Source organism: Desulfurococcus sp., from assembly GCF_038881575.1.
Taxonomy (GTDB): domain Archaea; phylum Thermoproteota; class Thermoprotei_A; order Sulfolobales; family Desulfurococcaceae; genus Desulfurococcus.
In genome coordinates this window covers 85,403-107,713 of sequence record NZ_JAVZPN010000002.1, presented here as the reverse complement: position 1 = coordinate 107,713, position 22,311 = coordinate 85,403, and the positions used below count along the sequence as shown (strand labels likewise).

The following is a 22,311-nucleotide window of genomic DNA, read 5'->3' as shown; positions in this document are numbered from 1 at the left end:
TTTATAAAAGAATATTATATTATAAAAGCATAGATACTGGAAATAGGTGGGAACCATGGGTAATGTGACTTTACTAGAGTTATTCCTAGAGTTCCTGAAAATAGGCTTCTTCATGTTTGGAGGTGGATATGGTGGTATAGCTTTAATGTACAAGGAGCTCGTTGAAATAAAGGGCTGGGTATCTGATGAAGAGTTCACCAGCCTCTTAGGAGTAGCTGAGAGCACGCCGGGTCCCATAGCGATAAATTCAGCCACATGGATAGGGTACTCACTAGGGGGTCTACCAGGCTCCATTCTCGCTACAATGGGTGTTGTATTACCAGCATACCTGGTGATACTCGCCGTAGTTACATCTCTCAGACCCTACATGAGTAACGAAGTGGTGAAGATAGTGTTTAGAGGTATTAATGCAGCTGTAGTAGCATTAATACTATATGCATTTATAAAAGTGGCTAAATCCACCCTGCTGACTTCAGCAGGATTTAGCCTAAATCTAATAGCCTTCGCAATCTTCATAGTGGCGTTCATACTACTGTATATCGGGAACCAGCACCCGATAATAGTGATAATAGTATCTGCCCTAGTAAGCGTGCTATTAAAATACGTTTTCGGAATATAGTGGCGAAGCAATATTTTTTCTTAGTTTAAATACTGGTTAAAACACCGCTAAGACTCGACAACCACAACTGGTATTGGTTGCTGTGATTTAGATGGTGTCTCAGCAACAACGCTAACCTTAACTGCTGTATCCACTGGTAGATTCTCCAACGCCTCTATTCTATCCAGGTGGTTTTTAACACTGGCTTTCTCAGAGTTTAAGATATCCAGGTTTCTCCTGAGGTGATCCATGGATGCCTTATATGCCTTCTCCGGTATTTCACCACCTATATAGCTCACCTTTACAGCCGTTACAGCTTTCTCCAGCTCAACTATCATGTCCTCTATTTCATGCATTCTCCTCCTGAGTACCTCCTTAACGTTTTTCGAGTCCTCCTTAAGCTTTATCAGAGACTCCTCTAGTTTCTTCTTGAATTCCTCATAGGTGTGCTTCGGTATCTCCTTCCTACTGTTTAATTCCTCGAGGGCTGCTGCACGCTTCTTAACCCTCTCCAACCTGTTCTCGAGTACTATAGCCATATACTCCCATTCAGGTAGTAGAATTATATTACCGTTCTCGAACCTGAACCTCTCTATTTCAATCTGCTTAAAATCAAAGTCGTTGAAGCTTACCTCTAGGGAGGATATGTTACCATCTGAGTCACTATAGAATCCCACTATATACCCCACTCGCCTCCCATATGGATCATTCACAGGTTTACCAAGATATTCATCGATTTTCTCAACTGTTAAACCCGGCATACAATACACCTGGTAAACTATCCAGTTGCAATGATTTAAAAACCCGAGGTCTAAAGTGGTGTAAAGTTTTTATTCTAAGAACCATATATGGCTCCTTGGTGTAAGCATTGCTGGATCTTGTTGAATATGCAGTTAAATTGGCTGGCGATCTAGGCGCATCCTATAGTGAAGCAAGGTACCACGGGATCAACGGGTTCACTATTTATACTAGAAATGGAAATGTAATAGGCTCCGGCATCACAAGCCGTAGAGGTATAGCTGTCAGAGTCGTAGTAAACGGGGCCCTCGGGTTTGCCGCAACACCTGAGCTAACTAGGGATGGGGTAAGAAAGACTGTGGAAAAAGCCGTCTCATTAGCGAAGGCGGTATCCCAGCTCATGAAGAAGCCATTGAAACAAGATGACTCGAGGCTTGGAAGAGCCAGGTACTCAGTAGTAGCTGGGAAACCATTTGACTCAATACCGTTGGATGAGAAAGTCAACTATATGATGGAGCTGTGGAAAACCATACAGGGCTCCACTAAGGAGGCACGTATCCCTGTGTTAACTGTTACATATAACGAGTGGACTGAGGAGAAGACAATAGTCAATAGTGATGGCGGATACGTGGAGTCAAGTATTCCTAGGATAACCATGTATTACAACGTAGTAGTGACATCGCCTGTGAAGGGTAGTCTACAGAGGTGGGAGCAACTGGGAGGCTCCGGTGGACTAGAGTTACTTGAGAAGTGGAGGCTCCACGAGAAGCTGCCTGAGGAAATAAGTAGATACGAAGAAATCCTGTTCAAGGCAGTGCCACCACCAACAGACCCGGTGGACGTTATCGTGGGAAGCGAGATCGTGGGGCTAGTTGTCCATGAGTCATGCGGACACCCGAGTGAAGCAGATAGAATAATGGGCCGGGAAGCAGCCCAGGCTGGGAAAAGCTTCATAAAGCCAGGCATGCAGGGCTCCAGGATAGGTAATGAATACGCTACAGTCATAGATGATCCAACCATACCTGGAAGCTATGGTTTCTACCTATACGATGATGAAGCTGTTCCAGCTAGAGCCAGATACCTCTACAAGGAGGGAGTCATATACGAGCACCTACAAAACAGGTTTACAGCCCCGTTCTATAATACTAGGAGTAACGGAGCAGCTAGAGCCATGGACTACGCCAGCGAACCCATTATTAGAATGGCAAACACGTATTTAAAACCAGGGGACATGAGCTTTGAAGAGCTCTTAGAGTCTGTTAAGAGGGGAGTATATATCAAGTCTTACATGGAGTGGAACATCGACGACGAACGATGGAGCCAGAGGTATGTCGGGTTAGAAGCATACATGATAGAGAATGGAGAGTTAAAGGAGTATGTTAGAAACCCAGTGCTGGAGGTTACTACGAAATCATTCTATAGCAGCATAGATGGAGTAGATAGAAACCTGGAATTCTACGCTGGTACATGCGGTAAAGGCGAGCCCTCCCAGGGCGTACCCGTATGGTTTGGAGGCCCGAATGTGAAGCTTAAGAATATAAGGCTTAGAAGTACTGTGGGGTGATTCGAATGGAGATACATAAGAGGATATTAAAGGAAGCCCTTGATAAGGGGTTCCAGGAGGCAATTGTTAGAGTTCTCGAATCCGAGAGGACGATGACTAAAATAGCTAACAGCGAGCCAAGCGTGGTGCAACACTGGAGAAGCCTCGATATAGGTTTATACCTCGTAAAAGATAAGAGGATATTTATAGCTGAGGTAAGAGGCTTAGATCCAAGTGGAACAGAATACACCTTGAACCAGTTACTCTCAATAGCCGGCAAGCTCAGGGAATCCGAGCTCTACGCCCCTCTCCCAGAACCCGGTAAACCAGTTGAAATAGGCAACCTAGTTGATACAAACATTGATAAGTACATTGAAGACCCATCAAGTTTAGCTGAGGAAATAATTAGCACAGCACATGAGGAGAGAATAGATTATATAGCTGGAATGATCGACCTAAAGCATGAGAAAGAATACATAGCGTCGTCAAAAGGGTTCGAGGGGATGCATGAGTATACATCGATGGAGTCATATATACGGGCGTTCGCCGGGGAAGAAGGTAGCGGCCAATGGAGCACCTGCTCTACAAAGCTTAGGAGAGATAAATTAGCCGAGATGGCCAGGATAGCCGCAAGGTACGCTGTCGACTCCAAGAGTAGGGTAGACATAGAGCCCGGGATCTATGATTTGATACTTTCCCCGATGGTGTTCGGGAACCTATTAGACTATATATCATACATGGCTTCAGGCTTCAGCATCCTCACCGGGATGTCCATGTTTATAAAGAACAAGCCAGGCGATAAGGTGGCCTCTGAGAAATTCACCCTTATAGATAACCCACACGAACCCGAGTTACCGGGTAGCAGGGGATTCGATCTAGAGGGGGTATCCACTACAAGGAAGCCCATCATAGAGAAGGGGATACTGGCGACAATACTCCACAACTCTAAAACAGCTGCGAAATTCAACACAGCCACCACCGGTAACGCTGGATGGATCTCACCAGAGCCATGGAACCTAATAGTAGAGCCAGGGGATTACAGGCTTGAGGAATTAATTAGTGAAGTCAAGAAGGGGATATTGATTAACAATAACTGGTATACTAGGTTCCAGAACTATGTCGAGGGAGAATTCTCCACCATAACAAGGGATGCATTATTCCTTATCGAGAACGGTGAGATAAAGACTGCTGTGAGAAAAATAAGGATAGCCGATAAACTTGGGAACATATTGAGAAATATTGATGGATTAACAAGGGAGAGATATGATGTGAAATGGTGGGAGATAGGCTATCCAACCAGGGCACCATATATATTAGTGAGAGGAGTAAATACTTCAAAACACACTATATAGTTTGGGCTGTTTTTAATATAGCGTTGCTTCATTGAATCACAATTAATTTTTAACCGGCTACTGCTTTTCCAGCTATTCTACTCTTAATATATTCATCAAATATAACTAGTATACCATCAATTATCAAGTATAATGCAACAAGTATTCCCAATAATTCGGGTTTCACCAGTATTAAGAGCCCGAACACCAGCATTATTATTCCTATTAGCAGTCTTGGCACGCTGACCCCAAGATATTTCCTCATTAACTCCTGTATCTTCTCCTCAGCCATATCATCTCACCTTGATTAATTATATGATCACCTTACTTTTAATTTAAACATTAAATATAGATCAGGGAGCCTGGTACTAGTCAATAAATATCCTAGGATACTAGGATGTAGTGAGGCCGGGAGTGACCCGACCCATGTTCATTCCGCCCCGTTACGCGGGGGTGTTGCATGGGCACCGGGGTCACATCACTTAGCTATTATTGCTAATACTTGTTTTAAATTTTATTTATAACCTAATGTCGACAAGGATTAGGTCTAAACACTGCTTTCACCGGATTTTACGATTTCTCTGCTCCACCTCATCATCGCGGAAACATCTAGGAGAAACCCCGGCACATGCTTGTAGTCTCCCTGTATACACCCTCAGACATACACCTTCAAGCAAATCACATGAAAGAATATGTGAGTAGGGTGTTTGCTATAAAACACTGTTATTCGTAGATCACCTAGTGTAGCGTAAAATGATTAATAAATTTTAATACTTAGATTTATAAACCAATTTGGATATTAACTTAAGGTGTAAGGTGTAAAAAATGAAACAGATTTTAGACGTATCAATAATATTGTTAATATTCTTAATCGGCTTTACAATAATACCTAACATGGTATTAGTAAATGCAGATGGATAGGTTGGAACTACTCTGTGGGCGAACGTGACAGTTAGTGCTGTTAAATACTGTGAGTATACATGGAGCATTGAGAAGACAGCTAATACCACTGAAGTATACCTGAAGCCTGGAGAAACAGCCACAGTTGAGTACAATGTAAGCCTTACTAAGCAGGGACCCCAATGCAGCTACTACTTAGAGGGCTATGTTACTGTAACAAATGGTGGAAGTGTAGCTACGGAAAATCTAGCCATACACATCGATGTCTATGTAGGAAATGGCTGGAATACATAAATAATCAATGATTCCCCTGTGGATGTCTCAAGCAAACCATCTCTAACTCCTAACGAGAGTTACAGCTAATACTACAAAATATATTTAGGATCAAACCAATTATACGATAAATGCAAGGTATCAGCTAATGTTACAATAACTAATCACAGCGGGTCTCTAGGCAAGCCTAAGGGGCCCTCTCCAGATGCTACAACGAGTAGCTGGACTGAAATAACAATGTATGACGTGGTTCATGATGTGGATACTGGCGGATACTCCTGGACCTTTAGTAGTAGTGGTAGTGTTTCATATACTGTAGTGTTCAGCTATGATAGTTCGAAAGGTGAGACTTATTACTACACTAATGTTGCAGCGATATATGAGACAGGAGAGTCCTCAAGTGTGAGTGTGACTGTTAACCAAGAGTTGACCAAGCAGTTGATCTCGGGCACGGCTTTCTGGGACAACAACTACAATGGCGTATATGACAGTGGAGACAGTGTAAAAGTCGACTTGTACATTATGGGAGAAAACGGCTGGGAGTACCTAAACACCACTTATACAGATGACCCAGGATACTACTATTTTGAAGTCAGCGGAGAAGTCATATAATATGGTTGTCGTCAACAAGCCAGCGAGCAGTTGCTGTGCAACAACAATCAATACAACAGCACAGTCCTACGAGATAAAGGCTATGAGCGGTGAAAGCTACCCCGGCAACGACTTTGGATTCGTGTGCTTAACACGGTTGACAAACGCTAGGAGCAAAGGCTACTGGAGTTGGTCACTTTATAACAAGAAGACAAACCAGTGGGCAACTAGAGTTGCGAGTGAGGATGTTGGGTACATAAACAGCGTGCTGGGAACAAGTTTTAACACCCCTCTAGAGAAAAGTTAGGATTTAATAAGTGGTATTTTACAGCAGAGTTACAACCGAAGGCCTCGCTTTTAGGGCGGGGAGGAGGTCAGTTTCCCCGCGTGGATATAGTGGTTTAACCATCTTGCTTTAGATAAACCTATTGTGTAAGGTTAGAACTAATATAGTTGGTTACACTATTTCTTAACTAGGGATATTTGTGAGGATGATTTTGAAGGTTCGTAAGAAGGGTATCATAATTTTGCCTAAGAAACTGAGAGAGGCGTTAGGTGTTGATGAGGGGGATGAGGTTATAGTGGAGGTCGTTGGTGAGGAACTTGTTATGAGAGCTTTGAAGCCTAGGATTGTTGATGTTGACCCGGAGATAGCTGAGAGGCTTCTTCGTGAAGAATACGATTTAGAGAGAGGTAGATATGCGAGGATGATTTAGAGACCCTGCCCACAAGCAGGCCAGCGAGACCATTAACGGCCCTAGAAAGCTATTAGGATAGCCCATAAAGAACATTCTCCACACCAACCAATGCATCTACTAGGATAAGGGATACGTCTTTGGCATGCTATTCCCTAAGCCGATACACTATGCAATTGGCTTCATAGCGATAGGAGCCTCCTCAATATTCACGGTAATATATTTGGTTAAATATTTGCCCAGATCTGACGCCAGGGAGAGGATAGGCGATGTATTTACCTTTAGATTCGATAGAGAATTCGAAGCTATACTCGCCTTAGAGGCTCTGGAGATTCTCGCACTGTATCTAGCACCCGAGATAGCCTCTTTGTATTGGAGAAGGTCTGTCTAGGTGATGGGGGCATTGCTTCGAACCTGGGTGGGTTGAGCCTAGATGGGGCTGCGGCATTGGGCTCGACCGCCATCCATGAACCCACAGGGATACCTAAATCCCTGTGGGCAAAGCGGAAGCCCCTAGAGACAACCATAAAAACGCACGGGATATGACCCCCCTAGGGACAAATGGTGATGGTTAAAAAAGAATAAACCTCTGGGTGGGGCTGGTTGGAGAGTATTATTTTACTTCAACGGATGAGTTTTTAGCTGCCTTTATATTTAATACTGACTCGGCTATTCCATTAGAGTACCTCACGATTCTTCTAAGGCTGTCACATATTAGTGTGAGCCCGGCTTTCTCGTTATCCGGGAGCTTTGAGTTTATTATTTTCTCATATATTGTTTTCTCTATTTCATCCACTAGTACACGGGCATTTTGTATTACTTCCTCGGCATCCCTTCTGCTTAAACTATATAGTGACCCCATAGCCTTGTTGAAGAGGTCTGATGACTTCACCATTAGTTCATACACTATATCTGCCCCACTAGTCTTTTTCATGGCCAGTATTCTTCTAGCTATATTAACGCTGTGATCCGCTATTCTCTCCAGGTTTCTCGCTATAATCCTATAGCTTAATGCTTCCACAATGTTGCTTATCCCTAGCTCATGCTGTATCCTTACATCGAGCAGCGCCATGCTTAATTCTCTCACGATCATATGGTGGAATCTATCGGCTTCATCATCCCTCTGTATTATAGCGTAGGCTATGTTCTCATCCATTGTTTTCATTAATGTCTTCACATCCTCGATCATGTTGTTGACTATTAAGTGAAGCCTCCTCACAGCACTTAATAATGGGAGCTCCTTGATATTCAGGAGAATCTTGAATGTCACACTATTATATGACTCCTCGACTACTTCAACGCCTGCCAGCTTTATCCTAGCTATATTCTTTACTTCACTGATAAACCTAGCTAGATCAGGTATTCTGGAATCAAATGTTACAGTTATAGTACTATATCCTGAAAGATACATCGCTAAGAGCATTCTAAATACCTGGTCTACGGTTACCTCGGGGCTAACCTTAATAGTGGACTTTACTTGAACAGCCTCTGTTGTAGGAGGTATTATCACCAGTTTATCGCCGTATTTCTCCACGCTTACATAGTCACCGCTCTTCAACCCCACTGCATCAACCCATTCCTTAGGTAGAGTTATTATATATGATGAAGACCCTGTTTTTTGCACCCTTCTTCTCTCAGTACCCGCCATATAGTTCACCACCACTTTAGTTTAACCAATTATATGTGTCTATTAATTTTAAGATCAATTATTACAGACTTATATATACTTTACCATCAAGTAGGTAAAAGAATATGGAGTCCGAGTAAAGTACAAGCATGACCATATCTTACTCAATAACTATATCCCTCTATAAAATATTTTCACAACATTATAGAGAGGCCTAATAAAAATCTATTCACCCATAAAGCACATGACATCAGCAACTAGAGCCGGGGGCGGGATTCGAACCCGCGGGTAAACGGGTTTCCGTGAACCCCTTACCAAGGGTTAGCCCTGCAGCCCGCCGCCTTAGACCGCTCGGCCACCCCGGCTTCCAGATATAATTATACTATAAGACCTTATAAATCGAGGCACTACAGATAAACTGGTGGTCGATTTTTACAACTGAAAGCCCCTCCTTCAAGATGAAGTTGGTGAAAGACTTATTAGGTTTAATGCTCTAGGTATTACACTCAAGTCCTTGGATGGGGAAAGCCCTGCCCTCCCAACTGCCCCGCAGATGACGGATGCAGCCCCGAGTAGATGCAGGGAACCAGTGAACCACCCTTCAGGGCGGGGAGGAGGCCAGCTACTCCCTATCCCCCTGAACAATACTTCTCATTGAATTTATCATATCCAAGCATCCTGGCAGTCTTTAACAATCCTATTTCAAGATTGCCAATGGTGAACACTAATGCCTTTACTTCTTTGCCACCACTAAGTACTTCTCTACAGACGCGGTGATGCCCATCGATGACGAAATACTCCTGGTTATACTTGTATACGAGGAGCGGGCAGTGTAGTGACGATGCATGGGGCTCGGGTCCTGGTATAGGGGGTTGTGTTGGCTTAAGGAGCGTTATACTAATAGTTTCAACCCATATTCTTGCTAAGGTATTGTATTGTTTCTCAAGAAACCTAACCGTGTTAACGATGTGTCTCCAACATATAAGCTCCTGGGGTGTGTCAGCTGGGTTCACTGAATCCAACTCAATTATGGATCTAGCTAATTTAGGCCTGTATTTTGGAACAAGGATCGTTAAGCCTGGTATCATCCATCTGAGCCACGCGTAGACTATGACCCGGTGATGACCATCCACAACATAGTGGAGTCCGCCCAGGCCTGTTACAACTATTATGGGGACCTGATACCTCTCAAATAAAACAGATCTCAAGACCAATCCAAGCTTATCGGATTCTATGAAGCCCTGGGTAAGTACGAGGCTCCCAGGAGTATAAGCCCTCTCCCCAACGAAGACAGCTGAGCCGTATTCTTCATTATAGAAATACAGAAGATCCCTTACACGCCGCTCTACATCTCTCCTCGAAGCCAGCCTCAACCTATCGCTTAGACCCTGCACAGGCTTCTACACTCCCCGGCTCTACCTATATGGGGAATAGACCTGCATCGAAAACAGATACCATAGCGAAAAGACCTTTGTACACCTGCCACCCCCGTCATTATACCTCTATGGCTCCTCTTTAATACAAATATTATGAGCCCAGCTATTATGGATGCGATAGCTACCGCTATGAACATCGCAACATTATTCCCTACAGAAGTTGTGTTAGTAGTGTTCCCGGCCACTGTAATCCTTTGTGTCACAGTTAAGGTCGTCGTTACTGTTTTCTCAATAGTGATCGTCTCCGTCCTAGTGGTGGTTGATATTGTAGGTGAAATCTTGGTCAAAGTAACAGTACTTACTTGAATCACCGTTGTTGTCTCTGTCTTAGTAATAGTTACCGGCTGTGAGACCGTTCCATTCGTTACTGTAGTGGTTGTAATAGTTGTCGCAGTGGTAATAGGGGCTCCAACTACTTCAAGCGAGTATATGACCCACTCAGTATTTCCCAACTGGTTATCATAGCCCGCCAGGTAAACCCTGCTTCCATTGATCCAGAGCTTACCAGTATACATATACGAGTCTACGCTCCCGCTCAGAGTCTTGTTACCAATGAGGTTTAAATCCCTATCAAGCAGGTAGATTACATGTCTCCAGTAGCCACCATTATTCTCCTCCCCAGCAACAACCACCAGGTCACCCACCAGGCCCCCCTTATAAAGACTGAGCGAGAGAACTCCTAGGCTAATCTTCTTCACGAGGTCTCCATTCATGTTAAACCTTACTATATAGTCCCCGTCCCCTATAATATACGCATAACCATCACCATCAAAGAACACCGCATACGCCCTACCAGGTATTCCTGGCCTAATGGTTTTAACCAGCGTCATCGACTCCGGATCCACGATCTCGATCCACCACTCTAAAATCCCCTTCGCCGGATTAGACACGTAACCTACACCCCATAACAGTCCTGTAACAGGGTTTACTCCTACACTGTATAAAGTAGCGAAGACATCTCTCGAACCCTGCGAGATATATGTGGCCACCACGTTGAGGTCTGCGTCAAGCTTCTCCACACGGAAAACCTGGTTGCCTGCAACCCAGTCGAATCCCCCTACGTAGAGGTAGCCATTATAACTAGTAATAGATGTAGCCCATCCCCCTACGTTCTTGATCACATAGCTCGTTAAACCTGGGTCAACCCTTAAAACGTAGCTGGGGTATCCGTAGCCTACAGAATAGATGTAGCCTCCCATTACAGTGCAATCCCATAATCCCTCGTATCCATAACCCGGGTTATACGTCCATGTATTTCTAAGCCGTCCAGTCCACGGGTCTCGTGCCTCAATCCTGAATTGTTTACCGCCTGGTATAGAATCATAGCCAACCACTATTAATGAATCATTAGCAAGACATGTTGCATAAGGACTGTCACTACCACTGCTGGGATTACTGTATTGTACCCAGAGCACTTCAATCCCGGGTGCTTCCCATATCTGGGCACGGTAAGGGTTGGCTGAAGCCATTATGGAAGCTATAATAATCACTACAACAATGCATGTAATGATTTCACCTTTGAGAGGCAATGCCATCCCCATCATGGTATCTACCTTTACCACGCTATAAACATTCATCCCCACTGGCCACATACCCATTCCTCAAACAGGTAGTAGAAGCTGGAATTTCCTGCCTGCACAAGTAATTCTAGCGACAGGACTATATTGGATTGTATTTAGAGAATTTATGATTTACCGCTGTTCGTTGGAAGAGGGCAAGTTAGATCGTTAACCGGACAGGGAGGTGGCCCACTGCCTGGAGCTACGTTTACCCAGTAAATTAACTTCAACGGTGGATACTGGTAAAGGTTAGGTAGCATCGTCTCCTTCGTTATTTCGATAGGTATTAATGATGATTCAAAGTTAACGCCGTAGAGTACTATATTCACATGTATCGCCTCCGCGTAGTAGTAGTCCATGCTCAAGCACACACCCACTACAGACAGGAAGAAACTGAATACAGTATGTTCACTCGGTAGGAATGTTGTAAGCGCTGCTAAGACAGCATTGTACATTATGTTAAATACTAATCCGGGATTGGCCCCCGCTGCGTCACTGTAATTATTTGTATCAAGCATGACTTGTTTCTCGGGTTCGATGGCTAGATTTATATATGTGTAATACTTCTCTCCCCAACTCAGTTGATAGTATTCTTCGGGCACTGGTGAAGATTTTTCCTCCGGGTAGCGGTAATACCATATTCTTCTTGGATCATATGATTCTATTCTAAAGACTGGTGCAAACGTAAACATCGGGTACGCGTAATAGCAGTCCTGTGTTTCAACGATATCCCAGCTAACAAAGAGGTAATCACCCATATACGTGAAGTTCGCTGGAATCATGAGGAAGCGAGCCTGATAGCTCTTAGTTGGCGTCGAGATAGTAGTGTTTACTCCACTGTAAATAGTTTTTATGTAATTGCCTATTAGCGGGTGACCTAGAAAACTAACGCCACTACTTATATCTCTGAGCTCAAATACCGCAAATACCAGCGAGAAAGCAGCATTCCTGAGATCCGGGCTGTTTACAATAATTCCAACTGGAATAGATATGTCTATGCGGTACTCGCCGGGTTTTCCCAGCGTGTGATTCCACGTGAAACCGCCGAGTGTGAGACTATCCACTACATCGCTCATCCATATTGCAGCATTAACGCTACTACCCCCAATGGAGTACCCGTATCTTCCACCAATGTAGTCCATATTCCTTATTAGATACGATAATACGTACACCTTGTCCCATCCCTGCGTCTTCGGAAACACGTATTTCACTGTGAACCTCCACACGATATCCTCCCATACTAATTTAGCCTCCACGGGATTGGTTTTCCCTCTCCAATCCATAATTCTATTAATCCACTCAGGCGGTGGCTCGATGATCGAGGGATTATCCCCGGTCAGGTTCCAAAACAATGCATTGTATACCTTGCAGTATACGTCGGTTTTTACATAATTTACCGGGGGGCACGGTACACTATACGTGGCGGCCTGATTAAGCGATCCAATAATGTTTACTCCGAGTAGCGATATATCTCCATTAACGCCGTCAGCGCCAAGGGGTGCATCGTAGATTTTTAATGTATTTACTTGGCTGTGTTCCATAGCTGTTTCTCTAATAATTCCCTCGTAGATTAGCCTAGCGTAAGATGTGTTTACGTATCTGAAGCGTATATTCTCCCCCGAAACCATTATACTTAACGGCAATTCAAACATCTTCTCGGGCTCCCTGGTTGATAGTTCACGCGCTACTTTAAGGCCTTTTTCGGATCCATACACTTGTGTATAGTATAACTCGAGGTAATCACTAGCCGTTATGTCCCACACTGCAACGTAAAGTCCACCCTTGAAGTCGGGGACCTCGATTTTCACCCGGAACCCCGGTACAGGGATTGAGACCACTTGACCATATGCATCCAGTTGTCTGGAGGCAACTTTCTCCCTGTAGTTCTTCCAGCACATCCTCAACGGATCTAATTCATCGAGGCTGAACTTGACATACACGTCTTCTTTAAGCTTAACAAGAGCGGATTTTACAACTCCTCTACACGACGATGGAGCATTAATAGATACAGTAACAATCGCTTGATCTTCACCAGTTAATCCTTCGATCCTTGAATCGCTGAGCTTGATGTAGAACCCAATGGAGTTCAAGTTGAAGAAGTAGTTGTATACGGTTAAAACGAGGGGTCCCAGGATAATCCCAGGGATCACGAGAATAACCAAGAAGCGCGCTGGCACTGAATTCAATATCCCCCCCGATCATAATTATCCATAATAGCTTCTTAATAAACTTAACCCGGTATTGGCCCAAACTAATTCATCCTCCACATAGCGACTCCACTATCACAAGAACCACCTGAACCCTATCCCTCCCAAATCCGTCAACAACATCAGATAATAAGTACCTGTATCGAGCAACAAAGTAGACAAGTACACAGCTCTAAAACTACTAATAGTGAGACACGTGGAGAGAATAATCGATTACAACTGAAAGCCTCGCCCTTCTGTGGCGGGGATGAGAGGAGAGTTTATTAAGTTTTAGCGGTAGCGTTATGATTAGATGATGAAGTGGCGATGAATGTGAATACTCAAGCCCTCGGATGATGATTATGAGAGACGGGGGGCAGAAACATTAGATTGTAGCTTTATGTATCAAACCGTATCTTTCTAAACCACATAGAGCTATGATATACGCTGATGCTGTATGCCTGTCCAGCCCATATTTCTTCATTATCATGTCGTGTTCTTTAGAGTGGGTAGTTCCTCTCGGGTCTACGTATTTTACATCTATAGCATATAGCGGTGTTTTCATAGTTATCATCTTTATTACTGAACTTCTGAAAACAGCTACTCTGTGGTTGTAGTTCTCGTGCTTTCTCTCACCACTCTTAATCCACATGAGCTTAAGCCTGCCTAGAACCTCTGGGTTCTCCAGGAATAGCATCTTGACGCCGTGGTGATAAGCATAATCTAGCATCTCGTGTATTTTCATGCCTATAATGCTCCTAGCTCTTCTCCTTGAAACGCCTTTTCTAGATGCATCTTTGAACCAGAATGTCTTAACATCTCTAAGCCTACCATACCTATCAACTATCGCCAAGTTCATCCTATCAACATTAACGTCCACACCACCATAGAGTTCCCCATAGTTTCTCCTGTACCTCGCCACGTGCTTGTAGTAGAAGTCTATTGGTATCGTTAGCTGTATCTCTCCGTGAACCCACAGCATGTTCTTTCTAACTCCATAGTCTTTAATGACTACTCTAGCCGTGTGCTTCTGCTCCTCCTCAAGAATCTTGTCAAGCAGAATTCTATAGCTCTTAGGTATGGTCGGCTTAACAACCACTCTATCAGTTTCTCCACTATAACCTATTGTCGTTATGTGGAAGCTGTAATTATCTTTAAGTGTTATGTTTCTAACGGGATACTCACCCTCGACCTGATGAAACATTAGCCAATCACCAAGTTCAACTTCTCTAAAGTCTACTCCAAGCTGTCTGCACGACTCGTAGATTCCCCTGACAAGCACTATTACTCCATCAGTATATCTGCGGTTGGGTATGACTTCGTAGACTACTTTCCTAAACGTGTTCTTCCAGCCAATATCAGTAGCTGGTAAAAGAGGGGACTGTTTCGCTAGATTCAACATTCTATGAGAAGCAATCTTAAACAACCACGCGGTGCTAAGTAACCGTTCTGCTTCTCTCCCGCCAACATTAAATGGCAATGTAAGTGTTATATGGTTCATAATGGGGAATCCCCAATAAAGCTTATAAGCTAGGAGTACTTATAAATCTAGTAGTGACCTCGGAGTCCCTGAGGGGAGCTCTGTTGCTCCCGTAGGCGGCTCCGAGGAGACCGTGATGAATCCAGCCGTGCCTGACGCAATTCGTTACACTTTGATACATGAAGGCACGGTTTGGAGGAACGGAGAGGCTACTCTATAGCATCCTGTTTAGCGACAAGTATGGCCCATTACTCCTCAGACTATATGTTGGGCAATTAGAAAACGTGCTCCGCAAGGCATGGTATAACAAGAGCCTCTTGACCCAAGAGGTCTTAGATGGCTACAAGTACCCGCTGAAAGCAAGAGACTGGGATAAAGGGCTGTACTGGGTAATGAGGAACAGGGGATACCCGGATATAAAGAGTGAACTAGGCAACATCAAGGCAGACGTCTTGATAATACATGGCCGAAACGACGAGCTCGTCCCGCTGGAGCACAGCACAGAACTCTACAACCTGTTAGCTAGCCGCACCAGGGTCGAGCTAGTAGTTATAGACCAATGCGGCCACCTACCACACGAGGAGAAACCCGACTTAGTCCTCGCCGAGATACATGGATTCCTAGGACTCCAGGCTAATCAGTAAGAGAAAAACCAAGCTAGACGCTACCCTATTGCCACCAGAAAAACACATACTTTGCTACCAGATAACTGGTCTTTTGACTCGAGTTGTTCAGGAAACGAGTGGCTGAAAAAGAGGGAGGCGGGCCCGCGGGGATTCGAACCCCGGGCCTCCGGCTTAGGAGGCCGGCGCCCTATCCTGGCTAGGCGACGGGCCCTTTGCTATCCAGCATTATCCTTTAAGTTGTTTAGGGATTATAAGTGTTTTTCCTGTTCGCATTGTTTAAGCTTATAAGCCCGGCTTATCCATGTTTACTAAATGATGCCGCCGTAGCTCAGCCTGGTTAGAGCGCCGGACTCATACGGGTTCACGGGTCCGTACCGAGGTCTGCCCAGGGGAGATCCGGTTGCCCCGGGTTCAAGTCCCGGCGGCGGCATCTTGTTCTTTAAGTTGCTAAAGCTGTGATGTAACCGCCAGATGCTGAGTTGGTGATGGGTCTTTCAGCGGTCTGAGCTACATGTTTTAATTTTTATTTTTACATGCAATTTCTTGTATTGGAGGCATGGATCATGGGTGCCCCGTACTTTGTGACGGGTGAGGTTAAGAGTCTGAGTGTTAAGCGTAGAAGCATACATGAGCTCCTCCTTGAAATGGCTGATACAGCGTTCCAGGGTAGGAGTCTAGGTGAGGCATACCGTGTCCTCATAGATATGTTTAACGATGGAGATAACCTCGTGTTCCTAGGGCTCGCTGGATCCATGAGTACCGCCGGTATGTGGAGGATCATCAAGTGGCTTATAGAGGAGAGGTATGTTGATGTAGTGGTCTCGACTGGTGCTGTAATAAGCGAAGACATCTATGAAGCCATGGGCTTCAAATACTATAAGACACATCCCTGCGTCAACGATGAAGAGCTCCTCAGATATAAGTATGATAGATTCTACGATACCGTTGCCAGTGAGGAGGACTACAGGAAAATGGAGAAGCTAATACAGGAATTTATTGAAACCCTACCAGCTGGAAAAACCTACAGTACAGCCGAGTTCCTTCACGAATTCGGAAAATACCTGGATGAAAAAGGGGTCGACAGTATTGTGGCTACAGCATACAGGGCCAAGGTACCCGTGTTCTCACCAGCCATAGTTGACAGTGGCTACGGTATGGGTGCTCTCCTAGCATATAGAAGGGGACACAGGATAATCCTGGACATGGTGAGGGACTTCTACCATATAGTCGAGATAGGTAGAAGGGCTAGTAAGCTCTCAGCAATATATATTGGGGGAGGAGTACCAAAGGACTATGTAAACCTTGTAACAGTGGCCCAAACCTTGATAGGAGAATATGAGGAAGGCAGGCACGACTATTATAAGAGCCTAGAGTATGTTGTACAGTTCACAACCGATGCACCCCAGTGGGGAGGACTCAGTGGTGCAACCCTGGAGGAAGCCGTGAGCTGGGGCAAGGTGTCACCTAAGGCTAAAAAGAAAGTAGTCTACGTTGATGCTACAATAGCTTTACCAATAATAGCTCACGCACTAGTGGATGGGGGCATTAAGAGAAGGAGGCCGGCAGACCTCTCATGGTTTTTCAATAATCCACCGTGACTACTGAGCCCAGTAAAAACTCAAGTCTCCGGAAACCATTGTTTCACTATTTATCATTCCTAGGGGGCAGCTAGCGCCAAGATAAGGGATATTATTGATAATGGGTAGAGGTATTTCCATAGATATCTCACTGCTTGCTCAGGCTTGTAACGTGGTAGCGAGGCATCGATTATTGTTAGCGCAGCGAATACTATTGTCGTCTTAACCAGTATTACAAGCGTTCCCAGCAACCAGTCACCGTTGAATGGCCAGGCTCCCCCAAGAAAGAGCAACGCGTATATCAATGGGTAGGCTATTCTCTCAGCAAACTTAGCGAAGAATCCGAGAGCTAGCCTAGGGCCTCCTAACTCGGTGAATATACCCCAGTATAGCTCCGACTCAGCCTCCGGGGTATCGAAGGGTTTAATCATTAATATACTCATTAACCCTAGGAAACCCGCAATGGATGCCAGTATCATTGAGACCGTTTTCAACGGGCTAATAGTCCAGAGCTGAGGAGACACCAGTGATGTAGGGTAGAGTGAATATCCTGCATTAAAGTATCTCGACGCGATTATTACTGGTACGAGTATCGAGATAGCGTAGGCTGGTTCACTAGAGAATAACAATGCTATGTAGCGTCCAGCACCTATCACGGCATACGGGTTTGGATGGGCTACGGCTAGATAGGCTAGCCCGAATGGTATTAATAGTAACAGGTATAAAAGTATAATTATATCGAAATCAGCATATAAGGGTTTTATCGCGATTGGTGTTACCGAGAACACCGTTATCAATGCACCTATTACAATGGATATCACGATAAGCGGGCTTGCTCTTAAACTATATTTGTTGACCAGGTCCTTCTTCATTACAAGCTTCAATAAATCAGCTAATGGTTGAAGTAGTCCGGTTGGGCCAGCGTAAACCGGCCCTCTTCTATACTGTATCCTGGCGGTGATTTTTCTGCCGAGCCACTGTGTAAATATTATGAATGCCATTGTGAATAATAGGCCTGGATATATGAGGGCCTGTATGAGGAATATTACTGGATCCATCATATTGATCACCCAAGTATAAGCAACACGATGACTAATGCGATTAGTAGTAGAAGCCCTATGAAGTACCAGTCTGATAAATACGATGCAATACTCCTCTCCAACGCCTTACTACCACGTCCCCAAGCCCTCTTCAATATATCGACAACTATCTCCGTAATAGACGGAGCCTCCACTTTATCCACTATGAATCCACCCATTACAGGTAGCTCGGCGACTTCATCGCGGAGGCTAGGTACTCTGCTAGCGATTACCTTCTGGAAGAAGACGTAGAATACCATGTATACTATGAAACCCGTAAAAACTGTTTGAAGCAGTATTAGTAGTAGGAATGCCTGTATATCCACTCAGACCACCTCACCCAAATATCCTGCTAAGGTATTTCTCGAACTCAGAGGAGACCTCCCTATAAGCACCCTCATCGCTTACATCTGTGGGTGTCAACCAGTGTACATAGTAGACCTTCTTCTCTTGATCCAGGTCAACGACTACTGTTCCAGGGGTATTGGTTATACTGTTCGCTATAAAGACTACGCTGTAATCGCTTGAAACCTTGTATGGAACTCTAACTATTGCTGGCTGTACATTAATGTTCCTGGAGAGGATGACCTTTACTACACTCCAGTGTGCCTTGGCCTCTATGATGGTGAAGTATTTGATCAAGTAGTATACTCCAAGTATGATTCTTCTAATAGATACCCCTCTCAACCCTGTGGTGAGTTCCATCTTGAATATGTATGCTGTAACCAAGCCGATTACAATGGCTAATGTTAACTCGACAACATCGAATACCCCTGTATAGACCAGGTACACTACTATACTAAGTAATAAAGCCAACAGAATAGATGACTTATTCATCCTCCTCCACCTCTAAACGCTTAATATTAAGCGTGCCAGTAGCCTTAGCGATTTTCAATGATATGGAAGAGAGGAAAATGAGCTGAGCTAGACCTATTACTATACCTGTGACTATAAGAACCTGAGGCACCGGATCAACAGACCTACTGATAAATGACTCTATATCACCAAGGGACCCAGGTAGATTAGGGTTCAGCAGTGTCCCACCTGGATATACTGGCGGCATGGATGCATTAATCCTGTATCCCATGAAGACTAGTAAGACGTAGACAGCGTCTGAAAGTATTGTAATGAAGATCATTTTCTTAACTATGTGGCTTCTCGTCACAATACCATATAGAGAATAAGATATTGTTAACACTATTACAGCCACCATGTAGTACCATATATATGTTTCAAGGCTCACACAGCATCACCCTCGAAGACCTTGGTTAAATACATTAATGCTAGAGTGAAACCAGTTGAAACAGCTAGGAACTCAAACAGGTTGAGCCAGAAAAGTGCACCGGATAAAAGTACCTGCCCAAACGGGGTATGTATTACCGCGGGGAAGCTGAACAGCGATCCCGGCTTATAGAGGTTCTGGAAGAGATACGCGTTTACGGAGCCCAGTAAACTATAGATGACCGGGGCCAGCCCAAGCAGAAATATAAGTGACACAGCTAGAGACCTGGCTCCAAGTAACTTACGATTAGTGAATCCCTTCTCCTCGAGTACACTGCTTCCAAAGACTAATAGCATTACAAGCGGTGCAATGACGAAGATGCTGCCGCCCTGGAAGCCTCCGCCAGGCGTTAAATGACCATGCAGCGCTATCGATACACTGACCACTACTATGATTAGCACGATGAACATTGACACGGTCCTCACTATAATAGTCATCTCTTTTGCCGAGGCTCCTCCACGTATACTGGTTTTCTCCAAAACAAGCATAGAGCCCACTATTGCCAGGAATAATACACTTGTCTCAAAATACGTGTCGAAGCCTCTCTGATCCCATATAACACTAGTTACCACTTCAGTGCTAATAGAGGTCCACGGTGAGCCTGGATACACTACGTTACCTAGATATATCTGGGCTAACCCGGTTAGAATCTGTGCATCATAGCTGACGAGTCCTGTATACACTAATACCACTATTACCAATATAGATAGAATAACAGGTATTATTATGGAGGCATAGTTATTCCTCATATCTCTCACCCTTGCTCAACACATATATAAACAGTACACTGTTTACTCCAAGCCCTATGGCGATGTATGCTATAAGGAGATCCGGTGCGAGGAAGTATAGTAAAGCCTCAGCAGCAAATAATAGCCAACTGCCTCACCAACCCCGGCTAGTAGGCCGGCTATAGCTGGAGAAGCCGCGCTATAGGCTTCGGGAAGCCAGAAGTGTAGAGGTACTAGGGCTTCCTCAGCGATGAGGCTCCATGTCATGAGTATAAGTATGAATAGTATAACGCTTTCAAGAGGTAGAGAGGCATATATGGCTTTACCCAGTATAAAGAGCCGGGTGTTCCATGTAGCTATATAACCCATGTTTAATGCTCCAACAGCAAAATACATTAAAGCAGCCCCGAGGAAGTAAATAAGGCCCGTTACAAATGCCAGCAACCCATACCTTAATGCTGCTTTGTAGGCTCCAACAGTATTGCTTGCCGCAATCAATCCAAGCATAGATATAGTGAAGACCTCTAGCATGACGAATGAGTTGAATAAGTCGCCCGTATAAGTTACGCCAAGGAGCCCTGCAACCAGACCCAGGTAGAGAGACATAGTGTACTCGTTGAGATTCAAGTCAAGGATGCCTAGAAGCGGGTACATAGCTAGTGAGAGGACAGCTATGATTAATCCCATCGATGCAGAGAATAAGTCAACCTCGTAAGCTATGCCTATTAATGAGGGAAAGCCTCCAACGACATAGATTAAAACGTCTTTCCTTGCCTCGAGATATATTAGCAACGCCGAAGCGGCCGCGAAAACAAGGTATAAACCACTGTAAACACGTAGAATAGACGCCCTCACCCTTAAAGCCTTAAATAATATGAGCGTGAAAGAGCCACCTATTAATAAATAAACAGTTAAAGCTGGTAACGCCTCCACGGGTAAACCGCCCGACATTAGATTCACCAAACCTAACGTTAGCCAGGTCTAACTAAAAAATACGGGATATATAAATGTTTTTCAATACACCATTGCATCCGTAAATCTATCAAGCCCTGGTCTCTTCTTAGCCTCAAAAAGATTGAGCCCTCACTCGAAACCAGGAAGCATCTGGAAGAATGCTTTGATTAGGGAAACCGGGTTTAGGTTTAAACCGCTGGTGATTAATACATCATCAGAGCAGCCATTACCTTGGCATCATTGACTAGGTTGTCTATTTTAGCATACTCGTTTGGCTGATGAGCCATTTCATCAATAGTGCTCCACACAGCCGCAGGTAACCCGATTTTCCTAAAGAGCGCTGCAACTGTTCCTCCACCAATACCTCCTACACGTGGCTGAATCCCCCTTACCTCCCTTAAAGCTCTTTCAAGCAGCCTCACTATCTCGCTATCCTTTGGCGTGGGAGCTGGGGCATCAAGCCTTTGGAGCACCTCTATATTGAAACCTGGTTTTCCACTAGCTAAACCCTTGAATCTGCGTATCGTGTTTTTACAAGTATTTTTCATATCTCTTAATACATCATCTATACTGTACTTAGGGAGTATCCTGCAGTCAAATACAACACTATATTCTCCCGGTATAATGTTCGGCGCGTTACTTGGGTTGAACGCCATAGTCGGCTCAAAAGTGCTGACCGGTGGATCGAAGAGCTCGTCTCTCTCCGAGTATTTTTTATATAGGTACCTGTACAGGTTGCTTGTGATCCTCGATGCAACAGCATGGGCATTGATACCCCTGTGCGGGGTACTAGCATGCGTCTGTGCACCGGTAATCCTTATTTTAACCCATAGGATGCTCTTCTCCGCTATCTCTATAAAGGAGCCATCGGGTACACCTGCATCGGGTACCAGGACGAGATCGTTATCCCTGAACAACTCCCTATGCTTTTCCACTAGGTATCCCAGGCCATACTTGCTTCCAGTCTCCTCATCGCTGACGAAGGCTAATACCACTGTTCTTCTAGGTTTTAAGCCTAACTCCATGAGGGCTTTTACAGCGTAAAGGGATGAAACAATTGCCTGTCCATTATCCTCACTGCCTCTACCATAAACCTTGCCGTCTCTGA

Annotated in this window: 24 protein-coding genes and 3 tRNA genes; 11 read left to right on the top strand and 16 right to left on the bottom strand. The window is 44.5% G+C overall.

Going from position 1 to position 22,311, the window contains the following annotated elements; all coding sequences use genetic code 11:
- Positions 1–55 precede the first annotated feature (55 nt).
- Positions 56–619, top strand: a complete 564-nt coding sequence (locus QXV08_RS02295) for a chromate transporter (RefSeq protein ID WP_342784541.1) — start codon at positions 56–58, stop codon at positions 617–619.
- A gap of 47 nt (positions 620–666) precedes the next feature.
- On the opposite strand, the gene QXV08_RS02290 is transcribed toward QXV08_RS02295, so the two are convergent.
- Entirely contained in the window at positions 667–1,359 is a 693-nt protein-coding gene (locus QXV08_RS02290; protein WP_342784539.1) for a CdvA-like protein, read from the bottom strand.
- A gap of 107 nt (positions 1,360–1,466) precedes the next feature.
- Here QXV08_RS02290 and QXV08_RS02285 point away from each other — a divergent pair, with 107 nt between their 5' ends.
- Both QXV08_RS02285 and QXV08_RS02280 read left to right on the top strand, forming a co-directional pair.
- Complete coding sequence (locus QXV08_RS02285; protein ID WP_342784537.1) at positions 1,467–2,900, top strand: TldD/PmbA family protein; 1,434 nt, start codon at positions 1,467–1,469, stop codon at positions 2,898–2,900.
- Between the two features lie 5 nt (positions 2,901–2,905).
- Positions 2,906–4,231: a TldD/PmbA family protein gene (locus tag QXV08_RS02280; protein ID WP_342784535.1), complete on the top strand. Its 1,326-nt coding sequence runs from the start codon at positions 2,906–2,908 to the stop codon at positions 4,229–4,231.
- Between the two features lie 49 nt (positions 4,232–4,280).
- Here QXV08_RS02280 and QXV08_RS02275 read toward each other — a convergent pair whose 3' ends face one another.
- The gene (locus QXV08_RS02275; RefSeq protein WP_342784533.1) at positions 4,281–4,502 is read right to left on the bottom strand and encodes a DUF3096 domain-containing protein; all 222 of its coding nucleotides are present in this window, start codon (positions 4,500–4,502) and stop codon (positions 4,281–4,283) included.
- 653 nt (positions 4,503–5,155) lie between these two features.
- Here QXV08_RS02275 and QXV08_RS02270 point away from each other — a divergent pair.
- The 5 genes from QXV08_RS02270 (at position 5,156) to QXV08_RS02250 (ending at position 7,060) form a co-directional block, all read left to right on the top strand.
- Positions 5,156–5,404, top strand: coding sequence for a hypothetical protein (locus tag QXV08_RS02270; RefSeq protein ID WP_342784532.1), 249 nt, complete (start codon positions 5,156–5,158; stop codon positions 5,402–5,404).
- A gap of 216 nt (positions 5,405–5,620) precedes the next feature.
- Positions 5,621–5,995, top strand: coding sequence for a hypothetical protein (locus QXV08_RS02265; RefSeq protein ID WP_342788055.1), 375 nt, complete (start codon positions 5,621–5,623; stop codon positions 5,993–5,995).
- Between the two features lies 1 nt (position 5,996).
- Positions 5,997–6,281: a hypothetical protein gene (locus QXV08_RS02260; RefSeq protein ID WP_342788056.1), complete on the top strand. Its 285-nt coding sequence runs from the start codon at positions 5,997–5,999 to the stop codon at positions 6,279–6,281.
- Between the two features lie 184 nt (positions 6,282–6,465).
- Positions 6,466–6,690 (top strand): AbrB/MazE/SpoVT family DNA-binding domain-containing protein, encoded by a 225-nt coding sequence (locus QXV08_RS02255; RefSeq protein WP_342784911.1) that lies wholly within the window; start codon positions 6,466–6,468, stop codon positions 6,688–6,690.
- Between the two features lie 214 nt (positions 6,691–6,904).
- On the top strand, positions 6,905–7,060 hold the full coding sequence (locus tag QXV08_RS02250; RefSeq protein ID WP_342784526.1) for a hypothetical protein: 156 nt from the start codon (positions 6,905–6,907) through the stop codon (positions 7,058–7,060).
- Positions 7,061–7,282: 222 nt separating this feature from the next.
- Here the strand turns inward: QXV08_RS02250 and QXV08_RS02245 are convergent, their stop codons facing one another.
- The 6 genes from QXV08_RS02245 to QXV08_RS02220 form a co-directional block, all read right to left on the bottom strand.
- The gene (locus tag QXV08_RS02245) at positions 7,283–8,317 is read right to left on the bottom strand and encodes a phosphate uptake regulator PhoU (protein WP_342784524.1); all 1,035 of its coding nucleotides are present in this window, start codon (positions 8,315–8,317) and stop codon (positions 7,283–7,285) included.
- A gap of 240 nt (positions 8,318–8,557) precedes the next feature.
- Positions 8,558–8,661, bottom strand: a tRNA-Cys gene (locus QXV08_RS02240).
- Between the two features lie 264 nt (positions 8,662–8,925).
- Positions 8,926–9,690: a chromosome partitioning protein ParB gene (locus tag QXV08_RS02235; protein WP_342784522.1), complete on the bottom strand. Its 765-nt coding sequence runs from the start codon at positions 9,688–9,690 to the stop codon at positions 8,926–8,928.
- Complete coding sequence (locus tag QXV08_RS02230) at positions 9,678–11,273, bottom strand: hypothetical protein (protein ID WP_342821399.1); 1,596 nt, start codon at positions 11,271–11,273, stop codon at positions 9,678–9,680. The genes QXV08_RS02235 and QXV08_RS02230 overlap by 13 nt, the downstream gene beginning before the upstream one ends.
- Before the next feature lie 143 nt (positions 11,274–11,416).
- Positions 11,417–13,477, bottom strand: a complete 2,061-nt coding sequence (locus tag QXV08_RS02225; RefSeq protein ID WP_342784520.1) for a hypothetical protein — start codon at positions 13,475–13,477, stop codon at positions 11,417–11,419.
- 385 nt (positions 13,478–13,862) lie between these two features.
- The gene (locus QXV08_RS02220) at positions 13,863–14,978 is read right to left on the bottom strand and encodes a hypothetical protein (RefSeq protein WP_342821398.1); all 1,116 of its coding nucleotides are present in this window, start codon (positions 14,976–14,978) and stop codon (positions 13,863–13,865) included.
- A gap of 158 nt (positions 14,979–15,136) precedes the next feature.
- On the opposite strand from QXV08_RS02220, the gene QXV08_RS02215 reads away from it, so the two are divergent.
- Positions 15,137–15,601 (top strand): alpha/beta hydrolase, encoded by a 465-nt coding sequence (locus QXV08_RS02215; protein ID WP_342784516.1) that lies wholly within the window; start codon positions 15,137–15,139, stop codon positions 15,599–15,601.
- 118 nt (positions 15,602–15,719) lie between these two features.
- Here QXV08_RS02215 and QXV08_RS02210 read toward each other — a convergent pair.
- Positions 15,720–15,794, bottom strand: a tRNA-Arg gene (locus tag QXV08_RS02210).
- A 106-nt stretch (positions 15,795–15,900) separates the two neighbouring features.
- On the opposite strand from QXV08_RS02210, the gene QXV08_RS02205 reads away from it, so the two are divergent.
- Positions 15,901–16,013: transfer RNA gene (locus QXV08_RS02205), tRNA-Met, on the top strand.
- A 133-nt stretch (positions 16,014–16,146) separates the two neighbouring features.
- Positions 16,147–17,181 carry a deoxyhypusine synthase gene (locus tag QXV08_RS02200; protein WP_342821401.1) on the top strand — a complete coding sequence of 345 codons (1,035 nt, stop codon included), beginning with the start codon at positions 16,147–16,149 and terminating at the stop codon, positions 17,179–17,181.
- Between the two features lie 59 nt (positions 17,182–17,240).
- On the opposite strand, the gene QXV08_RS02195 is transcribed toward QXV08_RS02200, so the two are convergent.
- The 7 genes from QXV08_RS02195 to QXV08_RS02165 form a co-directional block, all read right to left on the bottom strand.
- Positions 17,241–18,221, bottom strand: coding sequence for a complex I subunit 1 family protein (locus QXV08_RS02195; RefSeq protein ID WP_342821397.1), 981 nt, complete (start codon positions 18,219–18,221; stop codon positions 17,241–17,243).
- Positions 18,222–18,226: 5 nt separating this feature from the next.
- Positions 18,227–18,565, bottom strand: a complete 339-nt coding sequence (locus QXV08_RS02190; protein WP_342784510.1) for a hypothetical protein — start codon at positions 18,563–18,565, stop codon at positions 18,227–18,229.
- 10 nt (positions 18,566–18,575) lie between these two features.
- Positions 18,576–19,076 (bottom strand): Na+/H+ antiporter subunit E, encoded by a 501-nt coding sequence (locus QXV08_RS02185; protein WP_342821396.1) that lies wholly within the window; start codon positions 19,074–19,076, stop codon positions 18,576–18,578.
- A complete protein-coding gene (locus tag QXV08_RS02180; RefSeq protein ID WP_014767836.1) occupies positions 19,069–19,482 on the bottom strand; it encodes a sodium:proton antiporter in 414 nt (137 codons plus the stop codon). Before QXV08_RS02180 ends, QXV08_RS02185 begins: the two co-directional genes overlap by 8 nt.
- On the bottom strand, positions 19,479–20,270 hold the full coding sequence (locus tag QXV08_RS02175) for an MnhB domain-containing protein (RefSeq protein ID WP_342821395.1): 792 nt from the start codon (positions 20,268–20,270) through the stop codon (positions 19,479–19,481). The genes QXV08_RS02180 and QXV08_RS02175 overlap by 4 nt, the downstream gene beginning before the upstream one ends.
- A gap of 69 nt (positions 20,271–20,339) precedes the next feature.
- Positions 20,340–21,200 (bottom strand): proton-conducting transporter membrane subunit, encoded by an 861-nt coding sequence (locus QXV08_RS02170; protein ID WP_342821394.1) that lies wholly within the window; start codon positions 21,198–21,200, stop codon positions 20,340–20,342.
- A gap of 206 nt (positions 21,201–21,406) precedes the next feature.
- On the bottom strand, positions 21,407–22,311 hold a 905-nt coding region (locus tag QXV08_RS02165), incomplete at its 5' end, for a M20 family metallo-hydrolase (RefSeq protein WP_342821393.1).